Origin of the sequence: Algibacter amylolyticus (assembly GCF_014202225.1) — a bacterium.
GTDB lineage: Bacteria > Bacteroidota > Bacteroidia > Flavobacteriales > Flavobacteriaceae > Algibacter_B > Algibacter_B amylolyticus.
This window is the reverse complement of sequence record NZ_JACHGE010000004.1, coordinates 176,995-192,361: the sequence shown is the minus strand read 5'-3', so window position 1 is coordinate 192,361 and position 15,367 is coordinate 176,995. Positions and strand designations below refer to the sequence as shown.

At 34.9% G+C, this 15,367-nt stretch carries 14 protein-coding genes; 11 read left to right on the top strand and 3 right to left on the bottom strand.

The features are described from left to right. The first annotated feature begins 19 nt into the window (after positions 1-19). The 8 genes from HNQ90_RS10455 to HNQ90_RS10420 all read left to right on the top strand — a co-directional run bounded on the left by HNQ90_RS10455 (position 20) and on the right by HNQ90_RS10420 (position 7,785). The gene (locus HNQ90_RS10455) at positions 20-1,036 is read left to right on the top strand and encodes a homocysteine S-methyltransferase family protein (protein WP_144115744.1); all 1,017 of its coding nucleotides are present in this window, start codon (positions 20-22) and stop codon (positions 1,034-1,036) included. A 9-nt stretch (positions 1,037-1,045) separates the two neighbouring features. Continuing rightward, positions 1,046-1,327 carry an antibiotic biosynthesis monooxygenase family protein gene (locus HNQ90_RS10450; protein ID WP_144115743.1) on the top strand — a complete coding sequence of 94 codons (282 nt, stop codon included), beginning with the start codon at positions 1,046-1,048 and terminating at the stop codon, positions 1,325-1,327. 35 nt (positions 1,328-1,362) lie between these two features. Next, positions 1,363-1,719 (top strand): four helix bundle protein, encoded by a 357-nt coding sequence (locus HNQ90_RS10445; protein ID WP_144115742.1) that lies wholly within the window; start codon positions 1,363-1,365, stop codon positions 1,717-1,719. Between the two features lie 2 nt (positions 1,720-1,721). Beyond that, positions 1,722-4,424, top strand: a complete 2,703-nt coding sequence (gene metH, locus HNQ90_RS10440; protein ID WP_144115741.1) for a methionine synthase — start codon at positions 1,722-1,724, stop codon at positions 4,422-4,424. Positions 4,425-4,534: 110 nt separating this feature from the next. Beyond that, positions 4,535-4,768 (top strand): hypothetical protein, encoded by a 234-nt coding sequence (locus HNQ90_RS10435; RefSeq protein WP_144115740.1) that lies wholly within the window; start codon positions 4,535-4,537, stop codon positions 4,766-4,768. A gap of 192 nt (positions 4,769-4,960) precedes the next feature. Further along, positions 4,961-5,917, top strand: coding sequence for a methylenetetrahydrofolate reductase [NAD(P)H] (gene metF / locus HNQ90_RS10430; protein WP_092851070.1), 957 nt, complete (start codon positions 4,961-4,963; stop codon positions 5,915-5,917). Positions 5,918-5,941: 24 nt separating this feature from the next. Further along, complete coding sequence (locus HNQ90_RS10425; RefSeq protein WP_144115739.1) at positions 5,942-7,042, top strand: acyloxyacyl hydrolase; 1,101 nt, start codon at positions 5,942-5,944, stop codon at positions 7,040-7,042. After that, positions 7,039-7,785, top strand: a complete 747-nt coding sequence (locus HNQ90_RS10420) for a head GIN domain-containing protein (protein WP_172625832.1) — start codon at positions 7,039-7,041, stop codon at positions 7,783-7,785. The genes HNQ90_RS10425 and HNQ90_RS10420 overlap by 4 nt, the downstream gene beginning before the upstream one ends. On the opposite strand, the gene HNQ90_RS10415 is transcribed toward HNQ90_RS10420, so the two are convergent. The 3 genes from HNQ90_RS10415 to gldA form a co-directional block, all read right to left on the bottom strand. Then, a complete protein-coding gene (locus HNQ90_RS10415) occupies positions 7,771-8,958 on the bottom strand; it encodes an acetate/propionate family kinase (RefSeq protein ID WP_144115738.1) in 1,188 nt (395 codons plus the stop codon). The two genes, HNQ90_RS10420 and HNQ90_RS10415, sit on opposite strands and share 15 nt — an antisense overlap. 3 nt (positions 8,959-8,961) lie before the next feature. Beyond that, positions 8,962-11,052, bottom strand: a complete 2,091-nt coding sequence (gene pta / locus HNQ90_RS10410; RefSeq protein ID WP_144115737.1) for a phosphate acetyltransferase — start codon at positions 11,050-11,052, stop codon at positions 8,962-8,964. Between the two features lie 197 nt (positions 11,053-11,249). Further along, on the bottom strand, positions 11,250-12,146 hold the full coding sequence (gldA, locus tag HNQ90_RS10405; RefSeq protein ID WP_144115736.1) for a gliding motility-associated ABC transporter ATP-binding subunit GldA: 897 nt from the start codon (positions 12,144-12,146) through the stop codon (positions 11,250-11,252). 341 nt (positions 12,147-12,487) lie between these two features. Between gldA and HNQ90_RS10400 the strand changes: the two genes are divergently transcribed. From HNQ90_RS10400 to HNQ90_RS10390, 3 genes are read left to right on the top strand one after another with little or no spacing between them, the layout of a single operon-like run. Then, a complete protein-coding gene (locus HNQ90_RS10400) occupies positions 12,488-13,315 on the top strand; it encodes a prephenate dehydratase (RefSeq protein ID WP_144115735.1) in 828 nt (275 codons plus the stop codon). Continuing rightward, complete coding sequence (locus HNQ90_RS10395) at positions 13,312-14,457, top strand: pyridoxal phosphate-dependent aminotransferase (protein ID WP_144115734.1); 1,146 nt, start codon at positions 13,312-13,314, stop codon at positions 14,455-14,457. The genes HNQ90_RS10400 and HNQ90_RS10395 overlap by 4 nt, the downstream gene beginning before the upstream one ends. Before the next feature lies 1 nt (position 14,458). Then, positions 14,459-15,310, top strand: a complete 852-nt coding sequence (locus tag HNQ90_RS10390) for a prephenate dehydrogenase (RefSeq protein WP_144115733.1) — start codon at positions 14,459-14,461, stop codon at positions 15,308-15,310. Positions 15,311-15,367 lie beyond the last annotated feature (57 nt).

Here is a 15,367-nt window from a genome sequence, read left to right as displayed (position 1 = left end):
TGCAGATAATACATATCAAATGTCGAATATACAACAAGCATTAAAAGAACGAATTTTAGTTTTAGATGGCGCCATGGGTACCATGCTACAAGCGTATAAATTCACCGAAGAAGATTTTAGAGGCGAGCGTTTTAAAGATTACCCAACACCATTGCAAGGTAATAACGATTTGTTGTCTATTACACAGCCCGAAGCTATTAAAACCATTCATGGAAAATATTTTGAGGTTGGGGCAGATATTGTAGAAACCAATACGTTTTCTGGAACTACCATAGCTATGGCAGATTACCAAATGGAAGATTTGGTATACGAGTTAAATTTTCAGTCGGCTAAAATAGCCAAAGAAGTTGCCGATGAGTTTACAGCTAAAGAGCCTCATAAACCACGTTTTGTTGCAGGTTCAATAGGCCCAACAAACCGTACAGCAAGTATGTCGCCAGATGTAAACGATCCAGGTTATAGAGCAGTAACTTTCGATGAGTTAAGAATTGCATACAAGCAACAAATAGAAGCTTTAGTTGATGGTGGTGTTGATTTGTTATTGGTTGAAACGGTTTTCGATACGCTTAACGCCAAAGCAGCATTGTTTGCTATTGAAGAAGTTAAGGACGAACGCGGTATAGACATTCCAACTATGTTAAGCGGAACAATTACCGATGCATCAGGAAGAACCTTGTCTGGACAAACAGCCGAAGCCTTTTTAATTTCTGTGTCGCATATTCCGTTATTGTCGGTTGGTTTTAACTGTGCCTTAGGTGCCAATTTATTACAACCCCATTTGGAAGCTATCGCCAATAAAACCGATTTTGCTATTTCGGCGCATCCAAATGCAGGATTGCCAAATGCTTTTGGAGAGTACGATGAAACTCCAGAAGAAATGGGAGAGCAAATTGAAGAGTATTTAAAAAAGAATTTAATTAATATTATAGGGGGTTGTTGCGGTACATCGCCAGAGCATATTGGTGTTATAGCTAATATTGCCGCCAAATATAAACCACGCGAATTTGTAATTCCTGCGGAGGCAGGAATCTTATAAATAGGAGTTATGATTCTAGAGGTAGCCACATTACATATAAAGAAAGGACTTTCGGCAGAATTTGAAACTAGTTTTCAAGAGGCTGAAAAAATAATTTCTTCAATGAAAGGCTATATCTCGCACCAATTAAAAAAATGTATCGAGCAGGACGATAAATATATATTATTAGTAAACTGGGAAACACTTGAAGATCATGAAATCGGGTTTAGAACATCCGATGCCTACCAACAATGGAAAGCATTATTACATCATTTTTACGAACCGTTTCCAACAGTAGAACATTATGTTTAGTTATTGGTAGTTCGTTAATAGTTAATTGTTAAAAAATGAAATCATATATAGAACTTGATGTTTGGATTGAAGCTAGAAAGCTAGTTAGTCAAGTCTATCTAATAACTAATGATTTCCCAAAAGAAGAGGTGTATGGTATTACAAACCAAATTAGAAGGTGTTCGGTTTCAGTTCCATCTAATATAGCAGAGGGTTGCGGAAGACAAACACCCAAGGATATTATTCGTTTTTTGTATATCTCTAGAGGTTCTTTATATGAATTAGAAACTCAGTTATATCTTTCAAACGATTTGAAGTTTGTTTCAGAAGAAAAGTTAAATAATATATTATCTCAAATAGAAACTTGTAAAAAGTTGCTTAACGGATTTATCAATTATTACAAGAAATTATAAGTATGAGTGAGCCTAATAACCAAAAACGAGTAACAGTACACCAAAGTAAATACATGAAATTGTCTGGTTTAGAACCCTTGGTTTTAAACGAAAACAGCAATTTTATAAATGTAGGTGAACGTACTAATGTTGCAGGGTCTAGAAAATTTCTTCGCTTAATTAAAGAAGAAAAATTTGATGAAGCTTTGGATATTGCACGTCATCAAGTAGATGGTGGTGCACAGATAATTGATATTAATTTTGACGATGGATTAATTGATGGAAAAGAATCCATGATTCGTTTTTTAAATTTAATTGCTGCCGAACCAGATATTTGTCGTGTGCCTATTATGATTGATAGTTCCAAATGGGAAATTATCGAAGCAGGCCTTAAGGTTGTACAAGGTAAATGTGTTGTTAATTCGATTTCACTTAAAGAGGGCGAAGAAAAATTTATTTACGAGGCTAAACAAATTAAGCGTTACGGAGCTGCAGTAATTGTCATGGCTTTTGATGAAGTTGGACAAGCTGATAATTATGATAGACGAATAGAAATTGCACAACGATCGTATGATGTGTTGGTAAATAAAGTTGGTTTTCCTTCTGAAGATATCATATTCGATTTAAATATTTTTCCTGTAGCAACAGGAATGGATGAGCACCGCAGAAATGCTATCGATTTTATTGAAGCTACCCGTTGGGTGCGTCAAAATCTAGAAAATGTTTCGGTTAGTGGAGGTGTAAGTAACGTGTCGTTTTCATTTAGAGGGAATAACGGTGTGCGCGAAGCGATGCATTCAGTGTTTTTATACTATGCTATTCAAGCGGGTATGAACATGGGTATTGTAAATCCTGCTTTATTAGAGGTTTATGATGATATTCCAAAGGATTTATTAGAGCATATTGAAGATGTAATTTTAGATAGAAGAGACGATGCTACAGAGCGTTTACTTGATTTTGCTGAAACCGTAAAAGGATCTAAAAAGGAAGCTGGTGCAGATTTATCATGGCGTGAAAATCCATTGCAAGAACGCATTACTCATGCCTTAGTAAAAGGTATTGATGCTTTTATTATTGAAGATATTGAGCAAGCTAGACAAGAAGCAGTAACCCCAATCGATGTTATTGAAGGGCATTTAATGATTGGTATGAATGTAGTCGGCGATTTGTTTGGTGCCGGAAAAATGTTTTTACCCCAGGTTGTAAAATCTGCTCGTGTAATGAAAAAAGCAGTAGGCTATTTAAACCCGTTTATTGAAGCAGCAAAAACCGAAAAACAAGAGCCTGTTGGTAAAATATTAATGGCAACCGTTAAGGGCGATGTACACGATATTGGTAAAAATATTGTGAGCGTTGTTTTAGCTTGTAATAATTACGAAATTGTGGATTTAGGGGTTATGGTACCACCCGAAAAAATTATTGAAATGGCTATTAGTGAACGTGTAGATGCTATTGGTTTATCTGGTTTAATTACGCCATCGTTAGATGAAATGGTGTATTTAGCTAAAGAAATGCAACGTCAAAATTTTGAATTACCGTTACTTATTGGTGGTGCAACAACTTCAAAAGCGCATACAGCAGTTAAAATTGATACTCAGTATAATAACGCGGTTGTACATGTAAATGATGCATCGAGAGCAGTAACCGTTGTAGGCGATTTGTTAAACAAGAAAACATCGCATGCGTATGTTGCTAAAATGAAAGCTGATTATGATGAATTTAGAACCAAGTTTTTAAAACGCGGCAAAGAGAAATCATATATATCAATAGCAGAGGCAAGAAAAAGAAAATATAAAATAGATTGGGAAACTTCTGAAATTGTAAAGCCTAAGGAATTAGGTGTGCAGATTTTAAAGCAATTAAGCTTAAAAGAATTAGAACCTTTTATTGACTGGAGTCCGTTTTTTAGAAGTTGGGATTTACATGGTAAATTTCCAGATATATTAACTGATGAAGTCGTGGGCGAACAAGCCACGATCATGTATAAAGAGGCTCAAGAATTAATTAAAGATATTATAGCAAAACAATCTTTAAAACCTAAAGCTGTTTTTGGATTGTTTGAAGCAAACTCTATAAATGAAGATGATATTTCGGTAACTAAAAAAGGCCAAGAGCCATTTATTTTTAGGACTTTGCGTCAGCAATTAAAAAAGCGTGAAGGGATTCCTAATCATGCTTTATCAGATTTTATTGCACCAAAAGAAACGGGTAAAACCGATTATATAGGCGCATTTTGTGTTGGTATTTTTGGAGCCCAAGAATTAGCAGAAAGTTATAAAGCAAAAGAAGATGATTATAACGCGATAATGGTGCAAGCCATTGCCGATAGATTTGCAGAGGCTTTTGCTGAATATTTACATAAGCAAGTAAGAATCAAACATTGGGGTTATGCTGCAGATGAAGATTTAACGAATACCGATTTAATTAAAGAAAGTTATAAAGGTATTCGTCCAGCACCAGGATATCCGGCGTGTCCAGACCATTTAGAAAAGGAAACCATTTGGGAATTGCTAGAAGTAGAAAAACTAATAGGTGTAAAATTAACCGAGAGTTTAGCCATGTGGCCTGCCGCAGCAGTTTCGGGGTATTATTTTGGTAATCCTGAGGCTAAGTATTTTGGTTTAGGTAAAATTACCGACGACCAAGTAACAGATTATGCTACGCGAAAAGGAATAACAAAGGAGAAGGCAAGAAAGTGGTTGCACCCAACATTAGCCGAAGAATAATTAGAAGCCCCACCTAACCTCCCCATGGGGAGGAACTCTTACTGTTGTGCAAGAGTAAGTGTTCCCCTCCTTCGGAGGGGTTAGGGGAGGCTTTTAAAAGAAGAATAATTATGAAATTTATAGAATTAACTTTAGGAAGCTATGTGATATCTCATGGATATGACAATAAGAATAAAGAAGTTTTGCTGCATGTAAATTCGGATACATTTTCGAAGAAACTTGTGGCTGTGTCTAGAATAAAATCTGTTAGCGAAACCTATATTTTAACAGATTATACCGATGGTAGATGGATTTATTGGGAGTATAAAGAAAGCTTTGATGAGGTAACAAAAATGTTAGGTTAGCCTGCGTTAGGGATTGCAGTGTAAAGCCCACAGCCCGACGTAGGAGGTGCGAGGACTTGCAAGGTAAAGCCCGACCCTTGTGGTAACGCCCAAAAAAATAAAAAAGTAGCTTTAAGAATTCGTTTGTAAATTCGTGGCTAAGAAAATAGAATATTAACAATAAATAGATTCCTGCTTTCGCAGGAAATAGTAATGAAAGTAACAGACCATATAAAAAACGCTAACGGTAAAACTTTGTTTTCTTTTGAAGTGATACCGCCAAAAAAAGGAAAAAACATTCAGGATTTATACAATAATATAGACCCTTTAATGGAGTTTAAACCGCCATTTATTGATGTAACGACCTCTAGAGAGGAATATGTGTATATTGATAAAGGTAACGGACTTTTAGATAAGCGTATTACGCGAATGCGACCAGGAACAGTAGGTATTTGTGCGTCTATTATGCATAAGTATAAGGTGGATGCGATTCCGCATTTATTGTGTGGTGGTTTTACCAAAGAGGAAACGGAATATGTGTTGGTAGATTGTCATTATTTAGGTTTAGATAATGTTATGGCGCTTCGAGGAGATTCCATGAAAGACGAGCCTTATTTTAAACCGGTTAAAGGTGGAAATGCCTATGCTAGCGAGTTGGTAGAGCAAATTGCGACTTTAAATAGAGGACAATATTTGCATGATGATGTTGTTGTAGAGCATAATTCTGATTTTTGTATTGGTGTTGCTGGCTACCCAGAAAAGCACATGGAAGCGCCATCGTTAGTTACAGACTTAAGACGTTTAAAGGCTAAGGTTGATGCTGGTGCAGATTACGTGGTTACGCAAATGTTTTTTGATAATAACAAGTATTTTGAGTTTGTTGATAAGGCAAGAGAAATGGGTATTAATGTGCCTATTATTCCGGGCATAAAACCTATTGCTGTAAAACGCCATTTACAAATTTTGCCGCAGGTTTTTAAAATTGATTTGCCTCAAGATTTAATTGATGCGGTTGAGGGTTGTAAGGACAACCAAGCAGTAAGACAGGTAGGTGTGGAGTTTGCTATTCAGCAATCTAAAGAGTTGCGTGAAGCGGGTGTTCCTGTTTTACATTACTACTCTATGGGTAAAAGTGATAACGTAAAAGCCATTGCTCAAGCATTATTTTAATTATTGCTTTACTAGACCTCCAATATGAAATTATTTTTTAGTTGTGTTTTAAGTTTTATTAGTGTTATTGTTTTTGCTCAGGACAAAACAAACACGTCGTATGTGGATGTGAATTATTTTCGAGGAAATATTGCACTGCACAACAACGAAATTCTTCATTTAATTACGGGACATCCCGATGGTGTTATTTTAAGTTGGAATAAAAAAACGTACGGTTTTAAAGATTGGGAACAGCGTTTTAATTATCCAGATTATGGTGTGTCTTTTGCTTACCAAGACATGAAGAACCCTGTTTTAGGGAATAATTATTCGCTTTATGCACATTACAACTTTTACTTTTTTAAACGGAATGTAATGTTTCGTATTGGGCAAGGAATGGCGCATAACACGAATCCGTACGATAGAGAAACCAATTTTAAAAATGTGGCATTTGGGTCTAAATTTGGAAGTAGTACTTACGTGATGTTAAACTATAAAAAGGAGCGTATTTTTGATAGGTTTGGGTTGCAAAGTGGATTTTCGTTAATTCATTACTCTAATGCTAATGTAAAATCGCCTAATAATGGTACAAATTCTATAACCTTTAATCTGGGTTTAACGTATAGTTTGGCAGATAAAGATTTAGAATATCAACATACGTTAGATAAACAAGCAGATCAAGATTTCTCTGAGCCTATTAAATATAATGTGGTATTTAGAGCGGGCATTAATGAAAGCGATATTTTTGGAAGCGGGCAATACGCCATGTATGTAGCATCTGCTTACGCTGATAAACGGATTAATAAATCGAGTGCGTTGCAATTAGGAACCGATGTGTTTTTCTCTAACTTTTTAAAAGAGTTTATTTACTACAGAAGTGTTGCTTTTCCTGAGGATGGACTTACGGGTAACGAAGACCATAAACGTGTTGGTGTTTTTGCTGGGCATGAATTATTTATAAACAAAACATCACTTATTACGCAGTTGGGGTATTATGTGTATTATCCTTTCGATTTTGAAGGACGTGTTTATACTAGACTAGGCTTGAAACGTTATTTTGCTAACAAATGGTTTGGTGTTATGTCGTTAAAATCTCATGGTGCAAAAGCTGAAGGAGTCGAATTTGGAATTGGTGTACGATTATGAAAAAGTTGATTTACATACTATTTTTAATTGTTGGTATTGCTTGCGATAGTGAAGATGCTGGCGATTGTTTTCAAAAAACCGGCGACATTTTACAACAAGAAGTTACCGTTGCAAGTTTTACTAAAATTCTAGTAAATCGAGATGTTGAGCTAGTTATTAAACAAGATGCTACCCAAAGTGTTATTATTGAAACCGGAAAGAATTTATTAAATGATGTTACTGCCGAGGTTGTAGATGGCAGATTAACCTTAACCGATAATAATACTTGTAATTATGTTAGAGATTATGGTGTTACTAAAGTGTATGTTACGGCACGTAATATTACCGAAATTAGAAGCTCGACACAATTTGATATTAGTTCTGATGGGGTTTTAACGTATCCGGAGTTAACTATTTTATCGGAAGATTTTGGAGCTCCGGGTTCTTTTAATGTAGGCGATTTTAGGCTGCAAATTGATAATGCAAGTTTTAGAGTGGTATTTAATAACTTATCGGTCGCTTATGTTACCGGACAAACTGATAATTTGAGCGTAACCTTTGCATCTGGAACATCCCGTTTTGAAGGGCGCAATTTAGAGGCTCAAACAGTGAGTGTGAATAACAGAGGTTCAAATGATATGATTGTGAACCCACAACAAGAAATTACTGGAACAATATCGGGTATTGGAGATGTTATTTCTGTAAATACACCTCCAATTATTAATGTGGAAGAACTTTATAGAGGTCGATTAATTCTGGAATAAATTTACCGCCTGTTTTGCTATTTCTAACTCTTCGTTTGTTGGAATGACCAAAACTTTTACTTTGGAAGCTTCAGAGTTAACAGTAGTCAATTTACTTGGGCGTATTTTATTTTTTTCAAGATCTAAGTTGATGCCTAAATAATCCAAATCTGTACAAACAAGTTCTCGCATTTCTGGCGAGTTTTCGCCAATTCCAGCGGTAAACACAATAGCATCCAATCCGTTTAATATGGCGGTATAGCTCCCTATGTATTTTTTAATACGATACGCATTCATTTGTAAGGCCAGCTTACAGGCTTTGTTTCCTTTTTCAGCTTCCGCTTGAATATCTCTTAAATCACTATAACCAGTTAGCCCTAACATGCCGCTTTTTTTCTGTAAAAGGGTGTTAATCTCATCCAAACTATAATCTAGTTTTTTTGCTAAATGAAAAATTACAGAAGGATCGATAGCGCCACTTCGTGTGCCCATAATTAAGCCGTCTAAAGGAGTTAAACCCATAGAATGGTCAATGCTTTTACCATTTTTTATAGCGGTAATACTACAGCCGTTTCCTAAATGTATGCTTATTATTTTAGAATTTTGTTTGCCTAAATATTCAATTGCTTTTTCTGATACGTATTTATGACTTGTGCCATGAAACCCATATAGGCGGATTTTGTATTGTTCTGAAAACTCATTAGGAATGGCATATTTGTAAACATGCTCGGGTATAGTTTGATGAAATGCGGTATCAAAAACGGCAACTTGCTTTGCCTTAGGGAATACAATTTCGGCAACTTCAATACCTTCAAAATTAGCAGGATTGTGCAATGGCGCTAAACTAAAAAGGTCTTTTATTTTAGCTTTTACAGATGGCGTGATTTCGGTTGTTTTATTAAATGATGCACCACCTTGAACCACACGATGACCCACAATATCAATACCATCTGCCGATTTTATAATACCCGTTTCTTTATGTAGTAATTGTTTAGATAGTAATTCTAAACCTACTTTATGGTTGGGTATAGCTTCAATAACCTCAATAGTATTGCCATTTGTTTTGAATATGAATTTTGCATCGTTAAACCCAATGCGCTCAATTAAGCCAGAACATAAAATAGTGGCTTTGGGCATGGCGAACAATTGAAATTTTAAGGAAGAACTTCCTGAATTTAAAACTAATACTTGCATATATTAAAAATCTTGAGCTTGAATGGCGGTTATAATTACGGTGCTATAAATATCGTCGGCAGTACAGCCTCTACTTAAATCGTTTACAGGTTTGTTTAAACCTTGTAGCATGGGGCCAATAGCTAAAGCTCCTGTTTCTCGTTGTACCGCTTTGTAAGTGTTGTTACCTGTATTTAAATCTGGAAAAATTAAAACGCTTGCTTGTCCTGCAACTTCCGAGTCCGGTAATTTACTTTTACCAATACGCATATCTACTGCGGCATCGTATTGAATAGGCCCTTCAATTTTTAAATCTGGAGCCTTTGCTTTTGCAATTTCTGTAGCTTTTCTAACGCGTTCTACATCTTCACCTTTACCAGAAGCACCAGATGAATATGATAACATTGCAACCTTAGGTTCTACGCCAAAATCTTTAGCAGTTTTGGCAGATGAAATGGCTATTTCGGCTAGTTGCTCTGCATTTGGGTTTGGGTTAATGGCACAATCTCCAAAAATGGAAACGCGGTCTTCTAAACACATAAAGAATACTGAAGAGACAATATTTACGCCGGGTTTAGTTTTTATAAATTGTAACGCAGGACGCAAGGTATGTGCTGTAGTATGAATGGCTCCGGAAACCATACCATCGGCATGTCCTTTATAAATCATCATGGTTGCAAAATACGACACATCGGACATGGCATCTCGAGCCATATCTAAGTTAACGTTTTTATGTTTTCTTAGTTCATAAAACGTATTTACATAGTCCTTAAAGTGCGGTGAGTTTTGAGGAAAAACAATATTAACGTCTTCTATGTTTAACGGTATATCGTAACGTATAAGGCGTTCGCGTATTTTATCTTCCTCGCCAATTAAAGTTAAATCGACCACACGAGCATCAATTAAACGGGCTGCTGCACGTAAAATACGTTCGTCGTAGCCTTCGGGTAAAACTATATGTTTTTTATCTTTTAATGCACGCTGCAGTAAATTGTACTGAAACATTCTTGGGGTGAAAATACCAGATTCAAAAGTAACTAAGTCCTCAGCTAATTTTTCTGTGGCTACATGTTTTTCAAAAGTAGCAATAGAGGTTTCAATTTTTTCGGTGTTTTCGGCATATATTCTAGAACGTATTTTACCTATTGTGTTGGTTACATAAAAGGTGCCCGCTTTAACGCTAATTATAGGTACAACACTAGATAATCCCTCAATTAATTTCAGAATAGGTTCTTCTGGAATTAAACCACCTGTTAAAATAATACCTGCTATTTTTGGATAATTTTTAGAGATGTTGGCTTGCAGCGCCCCTAAAATAATATCTGCTCTGTCACCAGGTGTAATTACTAAGGCATTTTCTTTTAAATGCGTTAAGTAGTTACGTAATTGCATAGCTCCCACGCTAAAATTTTCGGCTTGGTTATTTATCATATCCTCGCCAAAAAGAATCGTGCCATCAAGTTTTTTAGAAATTTCCTTAATGGTTGGGCTTGCTAAACTTTTAATTTTTGGGATTACCGTAATATCGGTTCCACTATTAATTCTAGCTTTTAAAAGCGATTTTAAAGTGCTAACATCGTTAGGATTAATTTTATTGGTCATTAAAGACAGCACTTCAACTTCTCCTTTAAAGGTGTCGTGAGCTAATTGTACATTATCGACAATCTCCGATAAGGATTTTCCATCACCTTGCGAAACAATGATGGCTGGTAATCCTAAGTTTTTAGATATTAGAAGGTTAATGTCTAATTCTAAACTCGAGTTTTCATGCGAAAAATCGGTACCCTCAACCAAAACAAAATCAAAGTGGTCTTCTAGGTATTTATATTTTTTTATGATTTCGTCAATAACATCGCCCGATTTTCCTTTGTTGTATAAATCTAAAACCTGGCTTCTGGTGTAAGCAAAGGTTTTTTTATAATTAATATCAAGTTCAAAATAGGAAATCACAGTATTTATATGATTATCCATTTCACCGGCTTTTGTGTCTTCAATAATTGGTCTAAAGTATCCTACTTTGGCAGTTTTACCTAATAACATACGCATTAAACCTAGTACAACAACCGATTTACCGCTATTAGGTTCGATGGTTGCTACATAAATTCCTTTGCTCATTGTATTTGTTTAAGGATGAAAAAATACTAGTAGACTACTTTTAAGACTCTAGCATTTAAAATCATTTCGTTTAAAATTTCGTCTTCAGACAAAAATAAAACTTGAGTAGCCATTTAAAGATGATAATTATCATAAATTGGTTAACCAGTTTTAAAAACAAAGAAGAAATATATTACTTATTTCTGAATTAACAGGTGTTATACGTTGGTTAATTCTCTAAATAGAGTTTCTAAACTTGTGTTCTTTTGATTAAGTTGAAGAATTTTTAACTGGTTATCGTGCGCAAAATCAAAAACATGCGAGCGCATATCTTCTGCGGTTTTAAAAGTGATTTCGTAAACAAAACCATAGGTGTTTATCGCTTTTTCAACCTTAGGTAGTTTTAGTAAAAAAGCATCCTCAACACGGTAATCGAACTCCACAATAACCACTTGTTCTTTTTCGTCACGTAAATCCTTTAGCTTTTTATCTGCTACTATTTCGCCTTTATTAATAATAATAACACGATCGCACATGGCTTCAACCTCTTGCATAATATGTGTAGAAAGAAATACAGTTTTGGTGGCACCTATAGATTTAATAAGGTTTCTAATATCTACTAATTGGTTTGGGTCTAAACCGGTTGTTGGTTCATCTAAAATTAAAACCTCGGGGTCGTGCAGTAAGGCATTGGCTAAACCTACTCGTTGGCGATACCCTTTAGAAAGCTCTCCAATTTTTTTGTGAGCTTCGGGTGTTAGGCCAGTTAATTCAATGACTTCATCTATACGGTTTTTGCTAACACCATAAATGTTTGCATTGAAGCTTAAATACTCTTTTATATACTGCTCTAAATATAAAGGGTTATGTTCGGGAAGGTAACCAACACTCTGCTGTACGGCTTTGGTGTTAGTTAAAATATCAAAACCATTTACCTTAACCGTACCTTCATTGGCATTAAGGTAGGTGGTTAAAATTTTCATCATGGTAGATTTACCTGCGCCATTAGGTCCCAAAAAACCAACTATTTCTGGTTTACCTACCTTAAAGGAAATGTTATTTAAAGCTTTTTGTTTACCGTAAATTTTAGATATGTTATTAACCTCAATAGACATAATTAAATTAATTTGTTCAAAAATAAATGATTATATAATGTAAAGTGATATTTACTATAAAATCTTTAAAACTTTTCAGAAAAGATAAAAAAAGGTTTTAATGTATTTTGATTTCTTAAATAATTAATTACTTTAGCCACTCAATTATGACAATGACAACAGGTTATACATATTTTAGCAACTATTTCTATTTCTTTTTTAGCAAAAGAAACGAGACGCTGTATGTATAATTTATAGGTATAAATTAAAATATGAGTCTCGATGAAAATCGAGACTTTTTTTTGTTTAACCTTTAATGCATTGAATACGAATTATAGGTAAATAGAATTAAAAATTAAGTTTTGATAAACAAAGTAGCCATACAAGGTGTAATAGGATCTTTTCATCACATTGTGTCGCAGGAGTTTTTTAGTAACCCTGTAGATGTTATAGAGTGCATGACTTTTGATAGAGTTGTAGACGCTTTAATTACTAAGGAATGTGATGCTGCCATTATGGCTTTAGAGAATTCTATTGCGGGTTCTATAATTCCTAATTATGCATTAATTGATAAGTATGGTTTACATATTGTTGGTGAGCATTATTTGGATATACAGCATAATTTAATGGTGTTGCCAAATCAAAATATTGCAGATATTAAGGAAGTGTATTCACACCCAATGGCCTTGTTACAATGTAAAGAGTTTTTTAAGCAATATCCGCATATTAAACTGGTTGAAGATAAAGATACTGCCGAGGTAGCGCGACGTATACAAGAAAAAAATATATCAGGAATTGGTGCTATTGCTAGTGTTAAAGCAGCCGAAATTTTTGAGTTAGATATTTTAGCACATAGCATACAAACCATTAAGCATAACGAAACTCGTTTTGTAATTGTAAAGCGCAAAAATGCTGAGGTATTAGAAAGTGAAATAAATAAAGCTTCGGTTAAATTTGAAGCGAACCATAAACGAGGGAGTCTCGCTACTATTTTAAATGTAATGAGCGATTGTAAGCTGAATTTAACAAAAATTCAATCCTTACCCATTGTAGAAACCCCATGGAAGTATGCGTTTTTTGTGGATGTAACTTTTGAAAATTATTTAGACTTTAAAAAAGCAAAATCTGTAATTGACATTATGGGCGACGATTTTAAAGTGTTAGGAGAATATAAAAATGCCAAGATATGATTGAACCAGCTAAAAGGTTACAAACGGTTGAAGAATATTACTTTTCGAAAAAATTAAGAGAAGTAAACTTGCTTATTGCAAACGGAAAACCTGTTATAAACCTAGGTATTGGGAGTCCAGATTTACAACCACCAAAAAAGGTATTATCTGCTATTTCTGCAAGTTTTGAAAATCCAATAGCTCATAAATACCAGAGTTATCAAGGATTACCAGAACTTAGAGATGCCATATCGCGTTTTTATAAAACTCAGTTTTCGGTAAATATTAGTCCAAGTACAGAGGTTTTACCATTAATGGGAAGTAAGGAAGGTATCATGCATATATCTATGGCCTACTTAAATGAAGGCGATGAAGTTTTAATTCCTAACCCTGGATACCCAACATACCAATCGGTTACAAAATTGGTAGGTGCTAAAGGTGTGCTTTACGAGTTGGATGAAGCGAATAATTGGATGCCAGATTTTAAAGCTTTAGAAAGCCAAGATTTAAGTAAAGTTAAAATAATGTGGGTTAATTATCCGCATATGCCAACAGGTGCAAAACCTACAAAATATGTTTTTGAAGAGTTAGTAGCATTTGGTAAGCGTCATAATATTTTAATAGTTAATGATAATCCTTATAGTTTTATTTTAAACGACGCCCCTAAAAGTATTTTAAATGTTGAAGGCGCAAAAGATGTGTGTTTAGAGTTAAACTCTTTAAGTAAAACCTTTAATATGGCCGGATGGCGTGTAGGAATGGTTTTAGGATCTAGCGAGCATATTAGTAATATATTAAAGGTAAAAAGTAATATGGATTCTGGTATGTTTTACGGCATACAAAAGGGCGCTATTGAGGCTTTAAAATGTTCTAGCATGTGGTTTGCAACTTTAAACAATGTGTACAAAGAGCGTAGAGATTTAGTTTGGCAATTAGCCGATGCCTTAAATTGTACTTACGATAAGGAAGCAACAGGACTTTTTGTTTGGGCAAAATTACCTGCGTATTTAAAGGCTGAAGAGTTTATTGATTTAGTATTAAAAGAGAACCATATTTTTATAACGCCAGGAACTATTTTTGGAACCAAAGGCGAAGGTTATATTAGGTTTTCTTTATGCGCATCGACCGAAGTTTTAGAAGAAGCTATAGCACGTGTTAAGTAGTATGAAAAATATATACGCCATAGGAGTAGGTTTAATTGGAGGTAGTCTTGCTATTGATATCAAAAAGCATAATCCGGATGCGATTATTCATGGTATTAGTAGAAAAGATGCCACACTAGAAAAAGCCTTGGAACTCGGTTTAATTGATAAAAAAGCAACTTTAGACGATCTAGGAAATGCCGATTTGGTTATCGTGTCTATTCCGGTGGATGCTACTGTTAAATTGCTACCAACCATTTTAGATAAAATATCTGATACTGGTTTAGTGGTTGATGCAGGTTCTACTAAAGAAGCTATTTGTAAAGTGGTTGAAAACCACCCAAAACGTCGTAACTTTTTAGCGATGCATCCTATTGCAGGAACAGAACACTCTGGACCAACAGCGGCTATTGAAGGTTTGTTTATAGGGAAAACTAATATTGTATGTGAGGTTGAAAAAACAACATTTAAGCTGCAGGAAAAAGCATTAAAGTTGTTTACAGATATTGGTATGCGCATTCGTTATATGAACCCAAAGGACCATGATAAGCACATTGCTTATGTATCGCATTTATCGCATATTAGTTCGTTTATGCTAGGTAAAACGGTTATTGATAAGGAACGTAATGAGCGCGATATTTTTGATATGGCAGGAAGTGGATTTGCATCTACGGTGCGTTTGGCTAAAAGTTCGCCCGAAATGTGGACACCAATTTTTAACCAGAATAAAGATAATGTTGTTGAAACGTTAGAGGAATATATAAACAATTTGACGCATTTTAAGGAGTTAATGAAAAGTGATAACTTTGACGAGATTTTTAATGAGATGCAAAATACTAATCGCATTAAAGATATATTGAACGGGATTGTTTAAAGGAGGTTAGAAGACTAAAGTTTACGGATGTGCCCGCGTTAGGGATTGAACGGCATG